The 22,402-nt window shown below is 38.8% G+C and carries 20 protein-coding genes; 10 read left to right on the top strand and 10 right to left on the bottom strand.

Annotation, left to right across the window (positions count from 1 at the left end):
* Positions 1-95 precede the first annotated feature (95 nt).
* Both R2R71_RS17680 and R2R71_RS17675 read right to left on the bottom strand, forming a co-directional pair.
* Positions 96-1,280 carry a M20 family metallopeptidase gene (locus tag R2R71_RS17680; RefSeq protein ID WP_316832600.1) on the bottom strand — a complete coding sequence of 395 codons (1,185 nt, stop codon included), beginning with the start codon at positions 1,278-1,280 and terminating at the stop codon, positions 96-98.
* Positions 1,267-1,710 carry an SPOR domain-containing protein gene (locus R2R71_RS17675; protein WP_316832599.1) on the bottom strand — a complete coding sequence of 148 codons (444 nt, stop codon included), beginning with the start codon at positions 1,708-1,710 and terminating at the stop codon, positions 1,267-1,269. The genes R2R71_RS17680 and R2R71_RS17675 overlap by 14 nt, the downstream gene beginning before the upstream one ends.
* Before the next feature lie 256 nt (positions 1,711-1,966).
* Between R2R71_RS17675 and R2R71_RS17670 the strand changes: the two genes are divergently transcribed.
* Both R2R71_RS17670 and R2R71_RS17665 read left to right on the top strand, forming a co-directional pair.
* On the top strand, positions 1,967-4,744 hold the full coding sequence (locus R2R71_RS17670) for a TonB-dependent receptor (RefSeq protein WP_316832598.1): 2,778 nt from the start codon (positions 1,967-1,969) through the stop codon (positions 4,742-4,744).
* Positions 4,735-5,547, top strand: a complete 813-nt coding sequence (locus tag R2R71_RS17665) for a DUF4249 family protein (protein WP_316832597.1) — start codon at positions 4,735-4,737, stop codon at positions 5,545-5,547. Before R2R71_RS17670 ends, R2R71_RS17665 begins: the two co-directional genes overlap by 10 nt.
* A 131-nt stretch (positions 5,548-5,678) precedes the next feature.
* On the opposite strand, the gene secA is transcribed toward R2R71_RS17665, so the two are convergent.
* Together secA and R2R71_RS17655 are read right to left on the bottom strand one after the other, a co-directional pair.
* A complete protein-coding gene (secA, locus tag R2R71_RS17660; RefSeq protein WP_316832596.1) occupies positions 5,679-8,981 on the bottom strand; it encodes a preprotein translocase subunit SecA in 3,303 nt (1,100 codons plus the stop codon).
* Between the two features lie 136 nt (positions 8,982-9,117).
* The gene (locus R2R71_RS17655) at positions 9,118-9,417 is read right to left on the bottom strand and encodes a hypothetical protein (protein ID WP_316832595.1); all 300 of its coding nucleotides are present in this window, start codon (positions 9,415-9,417) and stop codon (positions 9,118-9,120) included.
* Between the two features lie 232 nt (positions 9,418-9,649).
* Between R2R71_RS17655 and R2R71_RS17650 the strand changes: the two genes are divergently transcribed.
* The 3 genes from R2R71_RS17650 (at position 9,650) to R2R71_RS17640 (ending at position 11,655) form a co-directional block, all read left to right on the top strand.
* Entirely contained in the window at positions 9,650-10,384 is a 735-nt protein-coding gene (locus tag R2R71_RS17650) for an intradiol ring-cleavage dioxygenase (RefSeq protein ID WP_316832594.1), read from the top strand.
* A gap of 66 nt (positions 10,385-10,450) precedes the next feature.
* Positions 10,451-10,957 (top strand): hypothetical protein, encoded by a 507-nt coding sequence (locus R2R71_RS17645; RefSeq protein ID WP_316832593.1) that lies wholly within the window; start codon positions 10,451-10,453, stop codon positions 10,955-10,957.
* On the top strand, positions 10,957-11,655 hold the full coding sequence (locus R2R71_RS17640) for a hypothetical protein (RefSeq protein ID WP_316832592.1): 699 nt from the start codon (positions 10,957-10,959) through the stop codon (positions 11,653-11,655). Before R2R71_RS17645 ends, R2R71_RS17640 begins: the two co-directional genes overlap by 1 nt.
* Positions 11,656-11,774: 119 nt before the next feature.
* Here R2R71_RS17640 and R2R71_RS17635 read toward each other — a convergent pair whose 3' ends face one another.
* The 4 genes from R2R71_RS17635 to R2R71_RS17620 form a co-directional block, all read right to left on the bottom strand.
* The gene (locus R2R71_RS17635; protein WP_316832591.1) at positions 11,775-12,728 is read right to left on the bottom strand and encodes a Smr/MutS family protein; all 954 of its coding nucleotides are present in this window, start codon (positions 12,726-12,728) and stop codon (positions 11,775-11,777) included.
* A gap of 79 nt (positions 12,729-12,807) precedes the next feature.
* Positions 12,808-14,394, bottom strand: coding sequence for a DUF1501 domain-containing protein (locus R2R71_RS17630; protein WP_316832590.1), 1,587 nt, complete (start codon positions 14,392-14,394; stop codon positions 12,808-12,810).
* Positions 14,391-15,959, bottom strand: a complete 1,569-nt coding sequence (locus tag R2R71_RS17625; RefSeq protein WP_316832589.1) for a DUF1800 domain-containing protein — start codon at positions 15,957-15,959, stop codon at positions 14,391-14,393. Before R2R71_RS17625 ends, R2R71_RS17630 begins: the two co-directional genes overlap by 4 nt.
* 95 nt (positions 15,960-16,054) lie before the next feature.
* On the bottom strand, positions 16,055-17,101 hold the full coding sequence (locus R2R71_RS17620; protein ID WP_316832588.1) for a beta-ketoacyl-ACP synthase III: 1,047 nt from the start codon (positions 17,099-17,101) through the stop codon (positions 16,055-16,057).
* A gap of 167 nt (positions 17,102-17,268) precedes the next feature.
* Between R2R71_RS17620 and R2R71_RS17615 the strand changes: the two genes are divergently transcribed.
* From R2R71_RS17615 to R2R71_RS17605, 3 genes are read left to right on the top strand one after another with little or no spacing between them, the layout of a single operon-like run.
* Positions 17,269-17,550, top strand: a complete 282-nt coding sequence (locus R2R71_RS17615) for an ATP-dependent Clp protease adaptor ClpS (protein ID WP_316832587.1) — start codon at positions 17,269-17,271, stop codon at positions 17,548-17,550.
* A 48-nt stretch (positions 17,551-17,598) separates the two neighbouring features.
* A complete protein-coding gene (locus R2R71_RS17610; protein ID WP_316832586.1) occupies positions 17,599-17,805 on the top strand; it encodes a hypothetical protein in 207 nt (68 codons plus the stop codon).
* On the top strand, positions 17,795-18,118 hold the full coding sequence (locus tag R2R71_RS17605) for a type II toxin-antitoxin system RelE/ParE family toxin (protein WP_316832656.1): 324 nt from the start codon (positions 17,795-17,797) through the stop codon (positions 18,116-18,118). Before R2R71_RS17610 ends, R2R71_RS17605 begins: the two co-directional genes overlap by 11 nt.
* A 1-nt stretch (position 18,119) precedes the next feature.
* On the opposite strand, the gene R2R71_RS17600 is transcribed toward R2R71_RS17605, so the two are convergent.
* Positions 18,120-18,713, bottom strand: a complete 594-nt coding sequence (locus R2R71_RS17600) for a thioredoxin family protein (RefSeq protein ID WP_316832585.1) — start codon at positions 18,711-18,713, stop codon at positions 18,120-18,122.
* Between the two features lie 92 nt (positions 18,714-18,805).
* Entirely contained in the window at positions 18,806-19,591 is a 786-nt protein-coding gene (gene rsmA, locus R2R71_RS17595) for a 16S rRNA (adenine(1518)-N(6)/adenine(1519)-N(6))-dimethyltransferase RsmA (protein ID WP_316832584.1), read from the bottom strand.
* 171 nt (positions 19,592-19,762) lie between these two features.
* Here rsmA and pdxA point away from each other — a divergent pair, with 171 nt between their 5' ends.
* Both pdxA and R2R71_RS17585 read left to right on the top strand, forming a co-directional pair.
* Positions 19,763-20,842 (top strand): 4-hydroxythreonine-4-phosphate dehydrogenase PdxA, encoded by a 1,080-nt coding sequence (gene pdxA / locus R2R71_RS17590; protein ID WP_316832583.1) that lies wholly within the window; start codon positions 19,763-19,765, stop codon positions 20,840-20,842.
* A 232-nt stretch (positions 20,843-21,074) separates the two neighbouring features.
* Positions 21,075-22,235, top strand: a complete 1,161-nt coding sequence (locus R2R71_RS17585) for an MFS transporter (RefSeq protein ID WP_316832582.1) — start codon at positions 21,075-21,077, stop codon at positions 22,233-22,235.
* Positions 22,236-22,402: the final 167 nt, after the last annotated feature.

Raw genomic sequence — 22,402 nt, 5'->3', positions numbered from 1 at the left:
ATGTGAAATGGATGATGTGTTTGTATGTATAAAGAAATTGATAACTTCTCTCCGCCCATCCATCAAACATCTTACTTCTTACATTTTACATTTTTTTAATTACCCAGCTGTTTAACAGCGATGTAAGCCATTAAACCGGTCGATAATTTAAGGGCATCTTCATCGATATCAAATCTCGGGGTATGTACTGAATAGCTGGTATCCTTTGCAGCATTCCCTGTTCCTAAACGATAAAAACAAGCATCTGTTACCTGTGAGTAGAAAGAAAAATCTTCGGCAGCCATCCAGATATCTAAATCGACAACATTTTCCTTACCTAAGAAGTCCTCAGCAAAACCTCTGGCATTGGCTGTTAGCTTTTCCTCATTAATTAAGAAAGGATAACCGCGGTGAATATCAAAATCGCAGCTTCCGCCCATGCTCTCGGCAATACCTTCAGCCATTTTCTTCATGCGCTTATGCGCCTCATCTCTCCAGTCTTCATCTAAAGTTCTGAAGGTTCCTTCAATCTTAACTTCGTTAGGAATAATATTGGTTGCGCCATTGGCGATTACTTTTCCAAATGATAAAACAGAGGGTAAACGCGGATCGGCATTACGGCTAACGATTTGTTGTAGTGCGATAATCATATGCGAAGCGATTAAAACCGGATCGATATTTTGATGTGGCTGTGCGCCATGGCCGCCTTTTCCGGTTACGGTTACATAAAGTTCATCTGTCGAAGCCATGTAAATCCCCGAACGAAAACCTACTTTACCGGCATCAATTAATGGCATTACATGCTGACCCACAATTGACTGCGGCTTAGGATTTTCAAGCACACCCTCTTTAATCATAATGCTTGCTCCGCCCGGAAGTAATTCTTCTGCTGGCTGGAAAATCAGTTTAATGGTACCACCAAACTCATCTTTCAGCTGGTTAAGAATAAAGGCCGTACCTAAAAGCGATGAAGTATGTACATCATGACCACAGGCATGCATTACGCCTTGATTTTTTGAACGATAGGGTTTATCGTTTGCTTCATGAATTGGCAACGCATCCATATCAGCCCTTAAGGCAATTACATTGTCGGATGGTAAGTTTCCTTTTATTAATCCAACAACACCTGTATTGGCACAATCGGTATATTCTATTCCCCATTTTGTAAGCTTATCCTTAATGTACAATGAGGTTTCAAATTCTTTAAACGATAATTCTGGATTAGCGTGTATATGACGACGGTACCCTACAACATCGTTAAAAATATTTTCGGCCAGTTCTTTAATTTTATTCTTGATCATCTGTAGTTTCTAAAGTTGGTGCATTGATTTTTTCCCTGAAGATAAACAACGTTGGAAAAGTTGCTCTTAGTTCGCTCATTAAACGCTGGGCTTCCAATCGTGTTCTGAAATCGCCAACGCGTAAATAATAATTTGGTTCCTTATAAACGATATAAGTGTTTATTTTAGGATAACTGCTTTTAAAACGAGCCTGCTGGTTAAACATTTCACGCCGGTCGGAACCATAAAAAACCTGCACGCGGTAACCATAATCGGAAACAACGGGTTTATTTGGTTTTAGCGTAACATCTCCTCCGGTTCTGTAAACCTCAATCCGTTTCGCGATTAAACTATCTATTAAAGGATCTTTTATAACTGTTACCTCTCCTTTTTGGGCAAAAGAAACAGTGCAGGTAAACAGAAATAAGATTATTATGTAAAATATTTTCATGATGTTATGACATCGCTAGCGGTAAAAATGTTTTTAAACAAGAATGCCGGACTTTCTGCAAAATTCGGCATTCTTTATGGGTTGTGCAAATTATTGCCTTTATGCATTCATTAAAAGATTTTTTACAAAAAAAACGAGCAATAGTTAAGACTTATTCACTCATCAGACCATACAATAAAAAACTGTCGACACAAAAAGCCGATCCATCGATATTTTAAAATCCACAGCATTAAGGAGATTAAATTTATCGCCAATTATGATAAAAAAGATACTTATTGTCCTGCTAGTTGCTTTCGTTACTATTCATACTTCTCATGCTCAGCAAAAACTTCTAAGTAAAGTAACCGTTAACGGATTTTATACAACAACCCTGGATGCCGTTTTAGATTCGCTGGTGAAGAAGCATCAGCTAAAAATTGTTTTCGACAGGGAGCTGGCCGAACACAAATTAATTTCAGAAAGGTTTGATGATACCCCACTAAACCTTGCGCTAAAGATATTGTGTAAATCTGCAGAGCTGCATTACTGGGTAGAACCCGATGGAACCATATACGTGGTAAGAACACCTGAAGAAGTACGTGCCTTGCAAAGGGCTCAGCGGATAGCCCAATCGACAAACAATCAAAGCATCAGGATGATTACTGAGGAAAGAACGGATACGATAAGAAAAGGAGGTGGAAAAATTACAGCTCAGCACTTTAAACTAAGCGGAAAAGTAATCGATCAGCTGAGTGGCGAATCATTACCCGGTGCAGTTGTAAGTATTGAAAATACTGCATTAAGAGCAACCACTAATGCTGACGGTTTTTTCACTTTGATAGATGTGCCTGCCGATACCTGCGTACTTTCCACGTCGTATGTTGGTTATCTTTCTGACAGGCTTGCCTTAAATGCGGTTAAGCCAAACCAGGTATTATCTATTGCTTTAAGTGTTGCCAGAAATAACCTGGAGGAAGTAAGTATTAAAGGTAAAAAGAATGATGGTATAATGAGTACTGATAAGCGCAAGGTTAGTGTCCTTCAGATTTCTCCGGCCAAATTAGCAGAACTACCCAACCTTGGCGAAAAAGATATCTTACGTTCTTTCCAGCTTATGCCAGGTGTAAGTGCAAGTAATGAATCGTCATCAGGAGCATATGTACGTGGTGGAACGCCCGACCAGAACCTGGTATTATTTGATGGTTTCACCGTTTATCAGGTCGATCATTTATATGGATTTTTCAGTGCTTTCAACAGCAATGCGGTAAAAGACGTACAATTATTTAAAGGCGGGTTTTCTGCCAAATATGGCGGACGTTTATCAAGTGTTACGGAAATAATAGGAAAAGAGGGAACAAAGAAAGACTGGAATGTTGGTGGCGACATCAGTTTATTATCAGCCAATGTTTACCTGGAAACACCTGTAAAAAAGAATGGTTCCTTTTTGCTTGCGCTCAGAAAATCATACCAGGGCCCTTTATACAATAAGATTTTTAGTCAGTTCAATAAAACGAGTACGGTTACTGCCGGGCCGGGAGGCGGCGGTGGCTTTGGTGGTGGCGGACAGGCTTCGACTACACCGACCTCATATTTTTATGATTTGAATGCGAAATATACACTCAATTTAGGGAAGAAGGATTTGCTGGCCTGGAGTATTTATCAGGGTGATGATGACCTAGATAACAGCCGGACCATAAGCATCCCTTCATTTTTAACCACAAGCAGTTCAGCAATCAGTCCATCTATTACCGATAAAACAACCTACGGCAACCTGGGTTCGAGCATGAAGTGGTCGAGGAGATGGAACGATGAAGTTTATTCAAATACATTGGTAAGTTATTCCAGCTACCACAGCGACAGAGACAGAACCAATACCGTTGGGGTTACCAATACCGATGGTACAGAAACATCAGTAAGTACCGGAACGATAGAACGGAACCGATTAAAGGACTGGAGTATAAAATCAGACTGGGAGTATCAGGTTAGTAATAAGGTTAAGTTTTTATTTGGTGGTTATGGTTCGGCGCAAAATGTAATTTATAAATACAGCCAGAACGACACCAGTACTTTAATCGACCAATCGAAAGATGCTAAAACACTTGCCGTATACGCTGAAGGAGAATTTAGTCCCTGGGAAAAACTACAGTTCAAAGGAGGTGTAAGGGAAACTTATTATTCGCCAACCGGAAAAACATATTTCGAGCCTAGGTTTTCCGGTACTTATACCTTAACCGACAGATTTACACTAAAAGCTGCAACGGGTAAATTCTATCAGTTTATTAACCGTGTTGTACGAGAAGACATCTTATCGGGAAGCCGGGATTTTTGGGTTCTTGCCAATGGAAGCAGTATTCCGGTTGGTAGTGCAAATCATTACATTGCGGGTTTCAGTTATGAAACAGATAAATACCTTTTCGATGTAGAAGGTTATTATAAAACCCTTAATGGTTTAACTGAATATTCGCAACGATTATCGGGTAACAGGATGTCGTCAACATTGGAAGAACACTTTTATAACGGGCACGGCTATACTTCGGGGGTTGAGTTTCTGGCACAAAAGAAAGCCGGTAAATATACTGGTTGGCTGAGTTATACAATGGCAATTGCCCGCAACCAGTTTGACGATTATGGTGTAAATTATTATTCAGCAAACCAAGATGCTAGAAATGAATTTAAATCGGTTAACATGTACAAATTAGGAAACTGGACTTTCTCTGCGACATGGATTTTCGCCACCGGCAAGCCTTATACTGCTCCTATTGCGAGTTATACTATCGATAATGCCAGCGGAAACAGTAAAACCTATTTAACCATTAGTGGTAAAAACACGGAAAGAATGCCCGCCTACCATCGATTAGACCTTGCTGCCACACTCGATTTAATTAAGATTGATAACAGGAAAACAGGAAGCATTAGTTTTTCACTGTTTAATGTTTATAACCGAACCAACGTTTGGTATAAAGAATATACAATCTATAACAACCAGGTAATTACAACGAATGTAAATTATCTGGGTTTTACACCGAACATTACGCTAAGCTTAAAATGGAAATAAAAAATTTACTCAAAAAAACCTGCATCATACTCTTAACCGCAATAGGTTACCTTGCCTGTAAAAAAGATGGCGGAGATAGCTCTATTGCTGATAGACCGGTAATTGAATCATACCTCACGAACGGTAAGGTGGTTACCTTAAAAGTATATCAGCAAAAAGGTTTATTAGATACGACAAGCTATGGAGCGGCCATATCTGGTTTAAGTGTATCATTCAATAACGGGAGCAAAACCATTACTTTGAAAGAATCAGCAGCCGGGGTTTATACCAGTACGGAGTCCGATCTGATCATCGCTGGAAATACCTGTTCTTTCAGCTTTACCTATAATGGCCAGACAATTTCTGGTGAAACTGTGGTGCCTTCCAAACCTGTTTCCTTCGCGGCTTCATCTTTGGAGCAGGCTGTTCCAAGTCCTGATCCCGACTCGAGTACGACCACATTCAATGCCGTTAATTTTACCTGGAACAATGCTGAAAAGGGATATTATATGATGATTTTTAAAAACCAGAGTAGTACGCCAAATCGTATAGGGAGCGGATTTGGCCGCAGAAACGGTTACGAGGATATTGAGGAATATCTCGGTCAGGTATCCTCATTTAAAACACAAAGAATGACATTTCAATTCTCAGGATTTTATGATGTTTATCTATGCCATATTAATGCAGAATACAATAACATTGTTAACAGCAGTTCGACCAGCTCATTAAACTTAACTAATCCGCCTACAAATATTAAAAACGGCTTGGGGATTTTTACAGCCATCAGCAGAGATTCGCTGCTATTAAATGTTTATCAGAATTAATAAAGACACGAAGCAATCTAAAAACTATTGTTTCGTGTCTCGTAATAACGAATTATTTAAATTCAATGGTTATACTAAAAAAGGCCTTTCTGAGTTAGTCAGAAAGGCTTTTTTTTATGGATTTAATTCATTTACAAATTCGCCCCATGGCAATTTTTGTATTTTTTACCACTTCCGCAAGGGCATGGCTCATTGCGTCCAACGGTAGCTTCCTTGCGGATTGGCTGTTGTGGAACAGCTTCGCGGGTATCACCAAATTCTATCCCAGGTTCTTCACGGCCAAACTCTTGTTTGGTTGTTTGTAACTTAGGTTGTTTTTTTGGCGCAGGTGCTTCTCTTACTTCATCAGCATCTTGCTGAACCGGAATACCACCTTTATATAAGAAACTTACCACTTCTTTATTTACCGCATTAAGCATGTTTTTAAATAAGCTGAAAGCCTCCATTTTATAAATTACCAATGGGTCTTTTTGCTCATAAACTGCATTCTGAACCGATTGTTTTAAATCGTCCATTTCGCGTAAATGCTCTTTCCAGCTATCATCAATTAAAGCAAGTACAATTGTTTTTTCGAACGAACGTACAACTTCTTTACCTTTATTTTCGATCGCTTTTTTCAAATCAACAGCAACCTGAATACCACGGATACCATCCGTAAAAGGAACAACAATCTGTTCGATATGCTGACCACGTTCTTCGTAAACCTGTGTTAAAACCGGTAATGATTGTTGAATTATCGAATCTGATTTACGTGCATAGAAAGCCTCAGCTTCTTCAAAAAGTTTTTCAGTAAGCTGTACAGCACTTGATGAAGCAAACTCTTTCTCCGTAATTTGTGTATCTAACGAGAAGTTTTTAATTACCTCAAGTTTGAAACCATCGTAATTTGCTTCCTGTTTGTATTCGTTTACAATATCTTCGGCAACATCGAAAACCATGTTGTTCATGTCCACATCCAAACGTTCGCCAAACAAGGCATTTTTACGTTTTGCATAAATTACAGTACGCTGTGAGTTCATCACATCATCATACTCCAATAAACGTTTACGGATACCAAAGTTATTTTCTTCTACTTTTTTCTGCGCACGCTCAATTGATTTTGTAATCATCGAGTGCTGAATTACCTCTCCATCTTCAATACCCATACGAACCATAATGCTCGAGATTCTTTCAGAACCGAATAAACGCATTAGGTTATCTTCCAATGAAACGAAGAACTGAGATGAACCCGGATCGCCCTGACGCCCTGCACGACCACGTAACTGCCTGTCTACACGACGCGATTCATGGCGCTCGGTACCAACAATCGCTAAACCACCAGCATCTTTAACACCCGGGCCTAATTTAATATCCGTACCACGACCAGCCATGTTGGTAGCGATGGTAACGGTACCAGCCTGACCAGCTTCGGCAACGATATCGGCCTCTTTCTGGTGCATTTTTGCGTTTAATACATTGTGTTTAATTCCGCGAAGCTTAAGCATACGGCTTAATAATTCCGAAATCTCAACAGATGTTGTACCTACCAATACCGGGCGGCCAGCTTCCGTTAATTTTACGATTTCATCTGCAACTGCATTGTATTTTTCGCGAACGGTGCGGTAAACATAATCCTGCTGGTCCTGACGTGAAATACTTCTGTTCGTCGGGATTTCAACAACATCTAATTTATAAATCGACCAGAACTCACCTGCTTCTGTAGTTGCTGTACCCGTCATACCGCAAAGTTTGTGGTACATACGGAAATAGTTTTGCAAGGTTACGGTAGCATAAGTTTGCGTTGCGTCTTCAACCTTCACATTTTCCTTTGCCTCGATTGCCTGGTGTAAACCATCTGAGTAACGGCGGCCATCCATAATACGACCGGTTTGCTCATCTACAATTTTAATCTTGCCTTCATCGATAATGTATTCAACATCAATTTCGAATAAAGTATAAGCCTTTAACAATTGGTTAACCGAGTGAATACGCTCTGCTTTTACAGAGTAATCACGCATTAAAGCATCTTTCGTAACCACCTTTTCATCTAAAGGTAAATCAGATTTCTCCAGCTCAGCGATTTCTGTACCTACATCAGGTAAGATAAAAAAGTTAGGGTCTTCACCCGATTTGGTAATTAACTCAATACCTTTTTCCGTTAATTCTACCTGGTTATTTTTCTCATCAATGTAGAAATACAATTCAGAATCTACTTTAGGCATATTCTTAGACTGATCGGCCATGTAGTAATTTTCTGTTTTTAACAATAAAGTACGTACACCGCTTTCGCTTAAGAATTTAATTAAAGCTTTATTTTTAGGTAAACCACGGTAAGCACGCAATAATGCTAAACCACCTTCACCTTCTTCGGTACCGGTATTTCCGGCATTAATTAATTTTTTGGCTTCGTTTAAAGCTGTAGTTACATATGCTTTTTGTGCATTAACCAAACGCTCGATACGTGGTTTCAACTCATAGAATTCGTGTTCATCACCACGTGGAATCGGTCCTGATATAATTAATGGTGTACGGGCATCATCAATTAAAACTGAATCGACCTCATCTACCATTGCGAAGTGCAGTTTACGCTGTACCAGCTGATCAGGCGTTTGCGACATATTGTCACGCAGGTAATCAAAACCAAATTCGTTATTTGTTCCGTAAGTGATATCCGCAGCATAAGCTTTTCTTCTTTCTTCCGAATTAGGCTCATGTTTGTCTATACAATCAACGCTTATTCCGTGGAACTCAAATAAAGGACCATTCCATTCACTATCACGACGGGCAAGGTAATCATTCACCGTAACTACGTGAACACCTTGTCCGGCAAGTGCGTTTAAATAAGCTGGCAATGTACTCACAAGGGTTTTACCTTCACCGGTAGCCATCTCCGCAATTTTACCGCTGTGTAAAACTATACCACCAATTAACTGTACATCGTAGTGAACCATGTTCCATACCACTTCAGTTCCGGCAGCATCCCAACGGTTAGCCCATTGTGCTTTATCGCCTACAATTTTAACATTGCTTTTTCTTGCAGCATAATCCCTGTCGAACTGGGTAGCTGTAACTTCAAGGTAATCGTTTTCACTTAAACGGCGAGAGGTTTCTTTCACCACTGCAAAGGCTTCAGGAAGGATTTCCAAAAGCACTTTTTCTAATTCCGCATCACGGTCTTTGCTTAAGGCATCAACCTGATCATAAAGTGCTGTTTTTTGGTGAAGATCTACATCTTCGCCTTCAGCATCAGCCTTAAGGGTCGAAATTTTGCCATCAATATCAGCTAAAAAAACTGAAATACGCTCTTTAAATTCTATTGTTTTTGCCCGTAATTCATCATTACTTATTGAAGATAACTTTGCGTACTCTTCATTTATTTTAACAACCAGTGGCTGGATGCTCTTTATATCTCTTTCCGATTTACTTCCGAAAATCTTCGCTAAAAATCCTAACATTATATTTATTGGTATTTACTTTATTAAAAAATGGTGTGTTACAACAACTAAGCCACTGTCTTCCTTAAGTCAGTTTGGCAGTTATTGGTATAATTGAGGCATAAAATCTTAAAAAAGATTTATGTAGAAATGCGTGTTAGGGGCTGTTATTCCTTGGCTGTTTCCTTATGGTTAAATCGGTAATAACCTGATTTGTGCTTACATATTTAGAAACTTTAACGGGTGCCTGGGTTCCGATAAGTGCAAGACTGTTGTTCGATAATAAGTAAGGATTATCGTAATCATTTAGCTGTACAGCACTTCTATCTGTTACGTTAGTACTGATTTTGTGCTCATTACAATATTCATTTAATATTCTTAGGCCTTCAACACGTTCGGCCTTGGCCAAATGTGTTAAGCTAAAAAATACAAGTGATATGGTAACCAGGTGTCTCATTAATTGCGGCAAAGCTAATTTTATTCTTTTATAAAAAGAAATCCGATTAGCTCAAAAACTGTTCCTCAATCTTTAACATGTAATTATTCATTTCAAATTCAGTAGGGGATTTGCTCAAAATCGGGGGTAATTTTAACATTTAACGATACAAATCTCTTGTATATCGTCACATAGTCGTTACCATTTAAGGCTTTGGATACTTTTATATCAACGAAGCAAAACAGGTCTGACTATGGAAAGAAAAAATTTTATCAGGAGTTTAATGATTGGAGCAATCTCAACTCCCGTAATTATCGAAGCCTGCAAAAAAAGCAGCATTACCGATGGAACAACTACCACATCGGGATCAGGAAGTGCAGGAACTACTGCCAGTACTAATGGAACCTGTACGGTTGCCCCTACTGAAACCGAAGGGCCCTTCCCAACTAAAGTTCCAGCATCGTATGTTCGAAGCGACATAACCGATGGAAGAACAGGTTATAAAATGACTGCAAAAATTACCATTGGCAATATAAACAACAGCTGTGCGGCACTGGCCGGAGCAATAGTAGATATATGGCACTGCGATGCTGAAGGAAATTATTCTGAATATGGCGGAACAAGCATGCAAAGTACAAATTACCAGTCGGTACATTTTTTAAGGGGCAGGCAAACTACCGATTCAAATGGCCTGGTAACCTTTACTTCTATTTTTCCGGGCTGGTATAGTGGTCGTGCCACACATATTCACGTACATGTATACAATTCAGCCGGCACTTCACTAAATGTAACACAAATTGCATTTCCCGAAGGCTCAGGCACATCATTAGCTTTAGTAAATGGTTATGCTAAAGGGATGACAGGCTATACTTATAATAATGCCGATAACGTATTCAGCGATGATACCACAGGCGTTCAGATTGCAACCGTAACCGGAACACTTGCTGCAGGATTCGAACTGACTTTCAAATTAAATGTAAAAGCGTAACGTCCCGTTATTGTTTTATTTTTAAAAGGCGTTAGGATTTCTTAACGTCTTTTTTAATTTTATGCCATGGCCGAAAAAATCATTACACTCTGTTACCGGAAAATAATCGATAGTACAAATACCAATCCGTGGGATAAGTTTGTACATGAAGATAGCTTTGCCGAATTTAAAATGCAAGCGCAGTTTTACAATCAGGAGCAGAAATATAATTCTTTCGCAGAGTTGATGTTAAATGTTCAGGGTGCAGAAAAACTGCATTTTCTGGTTGGTGGAGCCATAATTGGTTACCTTCAGCAGCTTAAAAATGTTATACCAGATATTTTAGACAATCTTGGACGACGTTTTTTAAGCTTTGACAATTTTAAATTTGAACTGATCAATTCAGACATCAACACCATTGAAAAACATAAAATTGCGCTGAACTTTTTCTCAAAACCTTTGGTTTGGCACGATACCATTGGAAGCCATCTCTTGGTTTCACAGTTTAAAGAAAATCAGGAAGAAGAAGTTTTCACCAATCTGTTTCAGCTACAGCCATTTTTAAGTATTCATTCAGTTAAAACTATCGGATAATGGAATCGCCGGGAAAAATATATTTAGCAGACCAACGTGGGTTGATTGAAACGGCTGTTTTAAGAAGATATAGCACCTTCAATTTCGAAAAATATTATAATGAACACAAAAGCCCGTTTGGTGATTTATTCTTATGTAATGATGAATCGATAGCTGGCGGAAAACTTACCTTCTTTCTTTCAAAACAAGATTCATATCAGATTTTCTTCCCCATAACCGGCGGACTTGACATTATTCAGGGTGGCAAAGAATATTCTGTTGATACCGGACAGGTACAAGTGCTTAATTTAGGTAAAGGCGAAGTTTTAGAAATCAGCAACCCCTATCCAAATGATACAATCAGCTATATCCAGATTGGAATAAGTACAGATTTGTTTTTACTGCGGGCAAATGACATGCTGTTTAATTTCGACTTCGAACAGCAGAAAAACCAGCTTATTGAAATTGTTTCACACCTAAAATTACCTTTTAAACTAAGTGCAGGAATTTTTGCAGGCAGAACGGAAGCCATTTACAAAATGCAAAGCAAACAGAATAAGTTTTTTTGCCTGGTTATTGATGGTGCATTTGAAATTGAAGGACGATTAATGCATGCAAGAGACGGCCTGGCGCTTTGGGATATTGAACAGGCAGAACTGGAAGCCTTGAGTAACAATGCGATTGTGGTAGTTTTAGAGATGTTCTATTCAAACTTTTAAAGTATCTGCGCTGTCACTGCGAGGCACGAAGTACTCTTAATCCGAAAATATATTTCATTTGAAACAGGATTACTTCGTTCCTCGAAATGAAGTTAATGGAGCTTTATTCAATCATAAATTTACTTAAAAACAACCTCCGTTGCCCCATAACCAAACTTTTCTTTTCGGGCATCCATATAGGTTTTAATATGCGGGTTCTTACTAATCAGTTTGTGGATTTTATCCCTTAAAGTACCATTTCCAGAACCATGAATAAAAATCATTTTATCGAAGTGATGCACTATAGCTGCATCAAGGGCCTGTTGAAAATGCGTTAACTGAATCTGCAGGATTTCATCAGGAGCTAAAAAATGATGATCGTTTCTTAACTGCTCTATGTGTAGGTCTATTTCTTTTGCAGGTACAGCCACCGTTTTTTTCTCTTCGGCCGTTTTGAAAAAGCTTTCCTTTAGTTTTTGAGCATCAATGGGAACTGATGGAAGTTCATCCAAGCGGATTAACCATCCTTTAATTTTTAGCTGAGGCAAATCCTTCTGCTCTAGTGAAAAATCCTTTGCCCTGAACTTCTTCTTAATGACCAAAGGTGTAACGGGCTTTACATCCGCCTGACTGAACAATAAAACCTGAAAGGTAAATTCTGGCCATATATCTAAATCGGCCAGCGATGCCGAATAAACAAGTTTTGATTGGTTTGCTTCCAGAACGCCATAGAAAGCACCTGCATATTTTTCTTTGCGCTCGGTTGTTAAAGTTACCAGGAGTACATTTACTGAATGGTTGAGCAAATGAAAATGGACAACATTTCCGGCCTTGTCATCGGTTGCTACAGCTATATAAACTCCGTTCTCCAGCTTATTAACTTCAGGTACGTTAACATGAATTGGTTTAGGGGTATCTATTTCTTCGGCAACAACACCATGTCCATGAACCGATGTTAAATTACTGATGGCCACGGGGATTTCAAAACCGTCATCATCGGTAACTCCAAGTGTTTGTGCATCGATTATCCGGGTTACATAACCTTCACGTTTTTCATCAATAAAACGCACAAAATCGCCTAACTTAAATTTCATTTCTTAAAATTGAACGGTAAAAAATCACCTTCTGTAAAGAATACAGGAAATAATGCCGGTAAAGGTATCAATTTTTAGCTTAGGCTACGATGAGCATGTTCCGTACCTGTTGCAATTCGCCGTTTTGTAACCTTGCATAATACACACCAGGTGCATAATGCTGGTTTTCGAAATTAATATTATAAGTGCCTTCATCCTTGACCGCATCAACAACTGTCGACATTAATTTACCCATGGTATTAAAAACCTGAATAAGTACATGTCCACCTTTTGAAGTATATTTTATGGTTGTTGAAGACGTAAAAGGGTTAGGATAATTCGAGATTAAACTTTCTCCGCTCAGTCGGTTGGCTTGCGCCAGACTGGTCGACATACAATTAATACCCGGCTGAATTAATGGTAAAGACTGGAAATCTTTTAACATTACATTGGATAAAGTTGCCTTATCAACACAAAACCACTTTTCAAGTAATGTTGCGTAAACCGACCTGAAATCGTACTGCATCGGAATGTTATCGTTAACAGAGGTAGTTGCCGATATGGTTGGATTTTTACCTAAAACACCGCCCTGAATAGCCTCGCCAAAAACAATTAGCGGCGCTGCTGCACCGTGGTCAGTTCCATTACTTGCGTTAGATTTTATACGGCGGCCGAATTCGGAGAAAGTCATTCCGGCCACTCTTTTCGCAGCACCAAGACCTTTCAAATCGTCCATAAAAGCTTTAATTGCATCGCTAACTTTTTGAAGCAGTACCGCGTGTGTGCCTGTTTCGTTAGCACCGGTATTCACCTGCGAAGCATGTGTATCGAAAGAGCCAATATTAACCATATACAGCCTGGTTTTCAAGCCGCCTCCTACCAGGCGGGCAACCACTTTTAACTGGTCGGCAAGTGAATTATTTGATGGGTATGTACCTTGCTTGGTTATTTTTGCTGCAGCACTTTTTATTACCGATGCATATTGTTGTGTTTGCTGGGCTACCTGGCGTACATAAGTTAATTCTTTTCCGGCGTTACTGTTTGGGGCCGGAGACTGGATGCCGTTTATCAGGTTGTAAAAATTTACAGGGTCTGAAATCGCCATTCCCATGTTTACCGATGGTCCCTGAAAAGCAGGCGAAATAAATGAACCTATTTGTATGGCCAGTGGATCGGGCATTACCGTATTTGGATAACCTATCGGAAAATTGGTGTATTCTTCAGAAAGATACCTTCCGGCCCAACCACTATCAACCACCTGATCAGAATCTGATGCTGACAGCCAGATATCAGTCGCCCTGAAATGGCTGAAATTTGGTTGCGGATAGCCAACTGACTGCACAACCTGTACCCGGCCGTCATCGTATAAACCTGCAAGTCCTGACATTGCCGGATGGATCCCCGTATTATAACCGGAAAGCTTAATAATTTTATTTTTTGGAAGAATAATATTCGGACGGGCAAGTGCAAGGTTATCATATTGATCCAAAGGAATAACCATATTCAAACCATCATTACCTCCGTTTAACTGAATAATAACTAAAACATGATCGGTTTCCTGATTTGCAGAGGTCAGGGCAGACAGTAAACTTGATGCACCGAAAGCCTTCAGCGAAAACCCACCGATTAAGGAAGGAATTACTACTCCCGCCGGCATGGCCTTTGTTATAAATTCACGTCTTTTCATGATAGCTGATATTCTTCAAGATTCATGATGTATTTATAAAACTCTTGTAACCGTGTTTGAATGATAGTTGTTTTTGCTGTTGTTGGGGCTGCTTTATAATCGAGCCAGGCAGTTGTCCAGTAGCCATCAGTAACTTGATTACTGAGTAAAATGCTCTTTAAAAATTTCTTTACCTCTGCACTAACCTCAATGGTATATAAATGTGCGATGGCTTCATCTACAACCACATTCGGATCTTCAGGCTTGCTTAACTTTGAGGTGTAAGCGATTGGATCGATAACAATTTTTTTATTGTTTCTGGTATAACCTGTACTGATAAACCTATCGGTAAAAACATTTCGTTTTGGCAAAGTATCAGAGTTAATCCAAAGCTCATAAAACTGCGGAACCTGGTAATAGGCTGGCCATCCAGAAACATTTGGCGGATCACCCAGGTTTTGCTGCAGGTTCGCGGCCGTGCTTCTCAGGTAATCGCTGATGTAATAAACATTTACATAATCGCTGGCATCGGGGAAAACAATTTCAAATTCCCTGGCAAGGCCAACTACAAAATCAACCGGCGATTTAATGTTACACGAACGGTTTTGCGGTAGAAAAAAGTGATTACTCGTAAATAATGCCTTTAGTACAGGTTTTATTTCATAATTGGCATTCCTGAAAATCTCGGCGAGTGGGCTTATAACATTTGCTTCTGCATCGGCAGTAATATCGTAATAAACAAAGAAGCGATACAATCTTCGGCAAACGTATTTACTTACTTCTACCTGGGCAAAAATCATGTCGAGTAAATCATCTACTTCCTTTGCTCCATCAGTACCCGTTCTTCCTTTAATTAATTTATTCCCATAAAATGATGAAAACTGTTTATCGGTTGTATCGTGCCTCGAAGCATTAAAAACAGAGGTAATATTAATTCCATCTAATGTGTAACCGGTTAATAGTTTTGCGGCGGCCTTAACATCTGCTTCCGTGTATTTCGAGTCGGGTCCCTTTCCAACGGTAAAGAGTTCCTGCAGCTCTCTGCTGTAATTTTCATCAGGAGCCGTTTTGGTGCTGGCATAACCATTTAAGTACCGAACCATTGCCGGATCAATCGTTACCTGTTTTACGAGGCTTTTAAAATTACCAAAAGCGAAACTTCGTAATAAATTATTGTGTTTGTAGATGTACCGGGCATCATCAACCGTATCAGCTTCTGTAGAAAAATGATTGTGCAAAAAAAGCGTCATCTTTTCGCGTAGTGAAACGGGTTGATTAATCATTTGGGTTACCCACCACGATTTAAATGACGACACACGACGGCTGTTTGCAGTTCCATCGGTATAAAGCGCATTTACCCAGGTTTGCCCGGCCGGCACATTTGCATCGGTATAACCCGTATCATTGTAATTATTAACTGGTGGATTTGGAAGTGAAAGATCTTTCAGCAGCAAATCGACAACCTGAGATACAGACTGACCTGCAAGCGAAATTAGTTCACTTCTTTTAGCACCAAACAGGGTTCGCTTTAGTAAATGATTTAGTTCTTTTGATCCGAAACTTCCTGTGTAAACATCTAATGCCATAAAACAAAAACCGGGACATGATAAAGCTACTCATTATATCCCTGAATTTCAGTTATTTTACACGAAATGTCAAAATTTAGTTACGAAACCTTGAATTACCACCGAATTAGCGCACTTGCCCAGGTAAAACCCGAACCAAATGCAGCAAGGCATACTAAATCGCCATCCTTTATTTTACCTGCTTCCCAAGCTTCGCACAAAGCGATAGGTACCGATGCCGCTGTCGTATTACCGTATTTTTGAATATTATTAAAAACCTGTTCTTCTTTTAAACCAAGCAATTGCTGAACGTACTGGCTTATTCTTAAATTTGCCTGGTGAGGTACCAGCATATTAATATCTTTTTCTGTTAAATTGTTGGCAGCAAGCGCTTCTTTAATTACTTCTGGAAATTTTACAACCGCTTTTTTAAATACAGATGGCCCATCCATATAGGGCAGCGCAGCACCGCTATCAAATATTTCCTTCGTCATAAATAAACCGCCTAACTCTTGGTCAGGGAATGAAGGCTTATCTTTTAGCCATTTATTCGCATGTGCTCCAGGGTAATGCATGGCCAGAATCTCCGCATCAGCACCATCACTGTGTAAATGCGTACTTAAAATGCCCTTGCCCGGCTCATTGGTTGGCTGTAAAACCACGGCGCCTGCACCATCGCCAAAAATTACCGAAACATTTCGGCTTCGGGTTTCAAAATCCATTGCAAAAGAATGTTTTTCGCTACCTACAACCAAAATATTTTTATACATCCCTGTTTTTACAAACTGGTCAGCAACCGAAAGTGCATAAACAAAGCCTGAACACTGATTACGGATATCGAGGGCACCTATTTCGCCCATGCCCATTTCACGTTGTAACAAAACTCCGCAACCCGGAAAATAATAATCAGGGCTTAAAGTTGCGAAAATGATAAAATCTACATCGTTAGCAGTAATACCTGCTCTTTCAATTGCAATCTTTGCTGCTTCAATACCCATGGTGGTAGTGGTTTCCTCATACCTGTCGGCAAATCGGCGTTCCTGAATCCCGGTACGTTCCTGAATCCATTCATCACTTGTTTCCATAAAACGACTTAAATCATCATTGGTATAAACATTCTTCGGAACATAATAGCCGATTCCTGCAATTTTAGATTGATGCATACTCTTATTATTTGGTTAACAAATGTATTAAAATGGATGAAAGATGTATCAAGTATGATGGGAAATGTAATACAAATGCAAAAATCCGTTTTTCCACTGCTAAAATAATCGCAACCATCTTCCATTTAACATATTACATCTTCCATAAAAATAGTTATTTTTGCAACATGTCTACAGAAACCAAAGAAGAGACCTTTACGCTCGAAGAAATTCTAACTTCTCTAAAAACCGTACACCGCCTTATTTTGTGGAATGATGATGTAAATACTTTCGATCATGTAATTTACTGCATGATGAAATATTTAGATTATAACGAATCTCAATCTGAAAAAATTGCCTGGAAGGTGCATAATGAAGGAAAATGCCCTGTTCTTGAAGGTTCATTTACCGAAATGGAAATTTACCGTAAAATTTTACAGCAAGAAGGATTAACCGTTTCTGTTGACTAGCATTCTCAAGTAGAAAATCGTATATTTATGTTATAAGATTTTACCAACATGGAAGTTACATTAGAAATAAAAGAAGATAAAGCACTTTCAATTCTGGAAACTTTGAAAAGCATGAAAGGTGTAACGATTAAAAGCATTGATAAATTAAAAGAAAAACAATTAAAGGATTTAGCGAAAGCTTTCCAAGAAACACAATTGGCTGAAGAGGGGAAAATTAAACTAAAAACGTTCAACGAACTTATTGATGAGCTTTAATGTCTTAACCTCATCCCTCTTCGATAAAGAATTCAAAAAAATCTGCAAAAAACACAAATCTGCGAAAAGTGATGTAATAGCACTCGTAGAGAAATTAAAGAAAAACCCTAATCAAGGCACACCAATTGGCGATAATTGTTATAAAATTCGCTTAGCGATTAAAAGCAAAGGGAAAGGAAAGTCTGCAGGAGCCAGGTTAATTACAAATATTCGGATTATTAATAAAGTTATCTACTTATTATCAATTTACGATAAAGCAGATAAAGAATCTATTTCTGATAAAGATTTAGAAGCCGTACTAAAATCAGTTTAATCTACACCCCTTTTAAAAGTTCATTCAGTTCGGCTTGCGTGGTTTGGGTTTTATCCTTTGCGTACCAACCGTGAAGTTTTTCTGCCAGAATAGTCATCTCTGTAGTTTCTTGTTTCCAGGCTTTCAAAAGGCCCTGCAAAACTTGTGGCCTTGGCGCCCATGTTGCCAAAACTTCATCTGCATTTTCGTTAAGAATAATTAAAACCGGGATTGCCCTTCCACCATTGGTTAAATGCGCATCTATTAGAGGCAGGTTTTTATCTCTTAACACAAATTTTAAATCGATTTTACCTAAAGAGGCTACCGCAATTTTATTAAAAACAGGGACAATCTGGGCAGCATCGCCGCACCAACCCTCAGTAATTACCAAAAACTTATAGTTTCCTTTAAGATGATTTATTGTCGATATTAATTCATCGTTCAGGCTAATTGTCTTATCAACACGGCTCATGCGCTGCACATTCATTTTGGTGTAATGCAAATCGTAAGTAACATCGCCTGTAGCTTTTCCTTCCAATAAAAGTTGATCGATCAAGGCCCTGTAGGTTTGATAATCCATTCCCTGTTCGTTGAAAATTTCGCTGTAATTAACCATGATATTTTAGAATTGTGCTGCAAAGGAAAGGAGAAATTCAACGAAAATAATCATTGCTTTGCAAGAAAATACTTCGCAAATCAATTCTAATATCAAGCTTGCATCAATTTGGCTACATGCTGCGTTAACGCTACAAAATCAGCCACAGTTAATTGTTCAGCCCGTTTTTCAAAATAAATATGATCATCCATTTTATCTTTTGGCATTACTGCCGAAACCGCGTTGCGTAATGTTTTGCGTCGTTGGTTGAAACCCGCTTTTACCACACGCCAGAATAATTTTTCATCGCAGTCCAAAGCCTCTACATCATTTCTGGTTAACCTGATTACCGCCGAATGCACCTTGGGTGGTGGATTAAAAGTACCTGGCTTAACGGTAAACAGGTATTCAATTTTATAATAGGCCTGCAGAAAAACACTTAAAATTCCATACTCTTTACTCCCTGCAGGTGCAGCACAACGCAGGGCAACCTCTTTCTGAAACATACCAACCATTTCCACAACTTTATTCCGGTTGTCTAAAATTTTAAATAAAATCTGTGAAGAAATATTGTATGGAAAATTACCAATAATAGCAAACTGACCAGGAAAGATATCATCGAAATTAAGCTTAAGAAAATCGCCGTTAATTAAGCGATCGCCCAACTGCGGGTATTTTTCATTTAAAAAATGGAAAGATTCCGTGTCGATATCAATTAAATAAGTTTGTAAATCTTTGCGCTGTAACAAAAAATCAGAAAGAATACCCATCCCTGGTCCAACTTCTAAAACCTGATTGTATTTATCGGTACTAACCAGACTCTCTACAATCCTGTTGGCTATGCCTTTATCAGTTAAAAAATGCTGACCTAAATGTTTCTTTGCTTTTACTAAACTCATACCTAAAATTTTGTCGGATATCTTAACCACACAGCGTATAAAGATTCGACGCTAAGTATGCAAAGATAGGCTTATTATTTCTTTGCGAATCACTTCGGGCGCTCCGTGGTTTCATTTTTTTTAAAGTCTTTAACCGAAAATCAGTATTTTGCGCTAAATTTTCCAGTAATTATGAGCAATAAACTTAAAATTGGTATTAGTATAGGCGATATAAACGGTATAGGTTTAGAGGTAATTATTAAAACATTATCTAATCCTGCCATTTTAAATTATTGTACTCCAATTGTTTATGGCCACACTAAGATTTCGTCCTTCCACAGAAAGGCAAATAACCTTGGCGATTTCAGTTTTAACGTGATTAACCATGCCAATCAGGCGCAGCTTAAAAAAGCGAATATGATTAACTGCTGGGAAGAAGATGTAAAAATTGAGCTGGGACAGGTTACTGAAACAGGTGGAAAATATGCACTCTTATCTTTAGAACGGGCAACTGCAGATTTGGTAAGTGGCGATATTGATGCATTGGTTACAGCACCAATTAATAAACATAATATCCAGTCGGAAACCTTCGCCTTCCCAGGCCACACCGAGTACCTACAGGAAAAGAGTGGCAGCAAAGATGTGCTGATGTTCTTAATCAGCGAGCAACTGCGGGTCGGCGTTGTTACGGGACATATCCCAGTTAAAGACGTACCAACGGCAATTACAAAAGAAAAAATTCTTAATAAGATAAAGCTGATTAATGAGAGCTTAAAAAAAGATTTCTGGATTGAGAAACCAAAAATTGCAGTTTTAGGCTTAAATCCTCACGCCAGCGATAATGGTTTATTAGGCACTGAAGAAGCTGAGGTAATTACACCTGCAATACAGGAAGCCTACGATAAAGGTATCATGTGTTTCGGTCCATATCCGGCCGATGGATTTTTTGGCAATGGCAGCTATAAAAAATTCGACGCGGTTTTAGCCATGTACCACGACCAGGGATTAATTCCTTTCAAAACGCTGGCATTCCATAACGGCGTAAACTACACTGCAGGATTGAATTTTGTCCGCACCTCTCCCGATCATGGTACTGGTTATGATATTGCAGGTAAAGATCTTGCCGATTCAACCTCGTTCACGGAGGCACTATTTTCAGCTATCCACATTGTTAAAAATCGCCGTGAGCAGGAAGAAATGCTTAGCAACCAGCTGCGTACTGGCGGAAAAGTTGTAGAAACACAATTCGATATTAAGGATGATGCTTCTTAAAGCTGAAAGCTAAAAGACGAAAGCAAAGTTTGTTTATAGAAAAGCAATTTCAGTTTTTTATCGGCTTCGGTAGTCCTGCTATTCGTTACAATCCTTTTTAAACTCCTGCCATTTCTCACCTTGTCGTTATTGCGAGGAGCAATGGCGTAGCAATCTTTTCCGCAAGAACCGAAAAAAAAGTATTTCCACTGCTATCAGGTTTATTTTAGTTAAAATTGTGCAACAAATAAAAATGAGTAGCACTAAAAAAATCTTACCAATAATTGTTGTTTCGCAGTTTTTATGCACATCATTATGGTTTGCAGGCAATGCCGTTCTATCCGATATCATAAAAAATTTTCCCGGTGAAATTAATCTCCTGGCCAATTTAACCAGCATGGTGCAATTTGGCTTTATTAGCGGAACATTGGTATTCGCTGTTTTTACCATATCAGATATTTTTCCACCTTCAAAAGTTTTCTTCACCTGTGGTATTGCAGCAGCACTCTTTAACCTAGGGATGTGCCTCGAATTGCATAATGTTAACTTTTTATTATTATTCAGATTTTTAACTGGCTTTATGCTGGCAGGGATTTATCCAGTTGGGATGAAGATTGCCTCCGACTATTTTCAGGATGGTTTAGGAAAATCTTTGGGCTTTTTGGTGGGTGCTTTGGTTTTAGGGACTGCTTTTCCTCATTTGTTAAAAACCGTTACTGCAGATTTTCCATGGAAATATGTAATCTACGCAACCTCAATATTATCATTGATTGGAGCGGTGAGCGTATTTTTATCTGTACCGAACGGACCATTTAGAAAGCCTGGGCAAAAATTCGATTTCCGTGCCTGCTTAAGTGGATTTAAGAATACTGGTTTCCGTTCGGCAGCATTGGGCTATTTCGGGCACATGTGGGAACTATACACATTCTGGGCATTTCTACCAGGAATGATTTTATTATACAATAACACGCACCAAAATGTAGCTTTAAATATTTCACTATTTTCTTTTCTCGTTATCGCCTCCGGCGGAATATCATGTATGATTGGTGGATTACTTTCTCAAAAATATGGTGCGAAACGAATAGCCATGATAGCGCTTTCCATTTCGGGGATGTGTTGTTTGCTATCGCCCTTATTTCTTTTCACAAGTTCGGTTTATATTTTCTTAGCGTTTCTTTTTACCTGGGGCTTATCCGGTACAGCCGATTCCCCATTATTTTCATCATTGGTAGCCAAAAATGCACCCGAAACTTTAAAAGGTACCTCGCTTACCCTGGTAAATTGCATTGGCTTTGCTATTACAATTATCAGCATTCAGGTAATCAATCTATTATCAAAAGAGATAAATTCACATTACCTTTATACGGTATTAGCAATTGGTCCAATTTTAGGGTTATTGGCACTCAGAAAATAGTAGTCATACCATGGATCGACCTGTTGATAATATATCACATTAACAGCATTTCTGTTTCTCTTTTTGCATATTCTTAATATTGTTCATTGGAAACTTAAACTTATCAAGCCTCCCTGCTTTAATTTCAGTAATTACCGTCGTAATAGTTCAAAAATTATTAAATTCAA

It is taken from the genome of Pedobacter aquatilis, from assembly GCF_032678405.1.
In the GTDB taxonomy this organism is placed as follows: domain Bacteria; phylum Bacteroidota; class Bacteroidia; order Sphingobacteriales; family Sphingobacteriaceae; genus Pedobacter; species Pedobacter aquatilis_A.
The sequence above is the reverse complement of the archived record's forward strand: the minus strand, read 5'-3'. Positions and strand labels throughout refer to the sequence as shown.

Excerpts from the sequence above, each read along its gene's own strand:
- R2R71_RS17605 (WP_316832656.1), top strand. The coding sequence starts at position 17,795 with ATGAGCTTTAATGTCTTAACCTCATCCCTCTTCGATAAAGAATTCAAA.
- R2R71_RS17675 (WP_316832599.1), bottom strand. The coding sequence starts at position 1,710 with ATGAAAATATTTTACATAATAATCTTATTTCTGTTTACCTGCACTGTT.
- R2R71_RS17670 (WP_316832598.1), top strand. The coding sequence starts at position 1,967 with ATGATAAAAAAGATACTTATTGTCCTGCTAGTTGCTTTCGTTACTATT.
- R2R71_RS17680 (WP_316832600.1), bottom strand. The coding sequence starts at position 1,280 with ATGATCAAGAATAAAATTAAAGAACTGGCCGAAAATATTTTTAACGAT.
- R2R71_RS17635 (WP_316832591.1), bottom strand. The coding sequence starts at position 12,728 with ATGAAATTTAAGTTAGGCGATTTTGTGCGTTTTATTGATGAAAAACGT.
- R2R71_RS17585 (WP_316832582.1), top strand. The coding sequence starts at position 21,075 with ATGAGTAGCACTAAAAAAATCTTACCAATAATTGTTGTTTCGCAGTTT.
- R2R71_RS17615 (WP_316832587.1), top strand. The coding sequence starts at position 17,269 with ATGTCTACAGAAACCAAAGAAGAGACCTTTACGCTCGAAGAAATTCTA.
- R2R71_RS17645 (WP_316832593.1), top strand. The coding sequence starts at position 10,451 with ATGGCCGAAAAAATCATTACACTCTGTTACCGGAAAATAATCGATAGT.
- secA (WP_316832596.1), bottom strand. The coding sequence starts at position 8,981 with ATGTTAGGATTTTTAGCGAAGATTTTCGGAAGTAAATCGGAAAGAGAT.
- R2R71_RS17640 (WP_316832592.1), top strand. The coding sequence starts at position 10,957 with ATGGAATCGCCGGGAAAAATATATTTAGCAGACCAACGTGGGTTGATT.
- R2R71_RS17665 (WP_316832597.1), top strand. The coding sequence starts at position 4,735 with ATGGAAATAAAAAATTTACTCAAAAAAACCTGCATCATACTCTTAACC.
- R2R71_RS17610 (WP_316832586.1), top strand. The coding sequence starts at position 17,599 with ATGGAAGTTACATTAGAAATAAAAGAAGATAAAGCACTTTCAATTCTG.
- R2R71_RS17600 (WP_316832585.1), bottom strand. The coding sequence starts at position 18,713 with ATGGTTAATTACAGCGAAATTTTCAACGAACAGGGAATGGATTATCAA.
- R2R71_RS17625 (WP_316832589.1), bottom strand. The coding sequence starts at position 15,959 with ATGGCATTAGATGTTTACACAGGAAGTTTCGGATCAAAAGAACTAAAT.
- pdxA (WP_316832583.1), top strand. The coding sequence starts at position 19,763 with ATGAGCAATAAACTTAAAATTGGTATTAGTATAGGCGATATAAACGGT.
- R2R71_RS17630 (WP_316832590.1), bottom strand. The coding sequence starts at position 14,394 with ATGAAAAGACGTGAATTTATAACAAAGGCCATGCCGGCGGGAGTAGTA.
- R2R71_RS17655 (WP_316832595.1), bottom strand. The coding sequence starts at position 9,417 with ATGAGACACCTGGTTACCATATCACTTGTATTTTTTAGCTTAACACAT.
- rsmA (WP_316832584.1), bottom strand. The coding sequence starts at position 19,591 with ATGAGTTTAGTAAAAGCAAAGAAACATTTAGGTCAGCATTTTTTAACT.
- R2R71_RS17650 (WP_316832594.1), top strand. The coding sequence starts at position 9,650 with ATGGAAAGAAAAAATTTTATCAGGAGTTTAATGATTGGAGCAATCTCA.
- R2R71_RS17620 (WP_316832588.1), bottom strand. The coding sequence starts at position 17,101 with ATGCATCAATCTAAAATTGCAGGAATCGGCTATTATGTTCCGAAGAAT.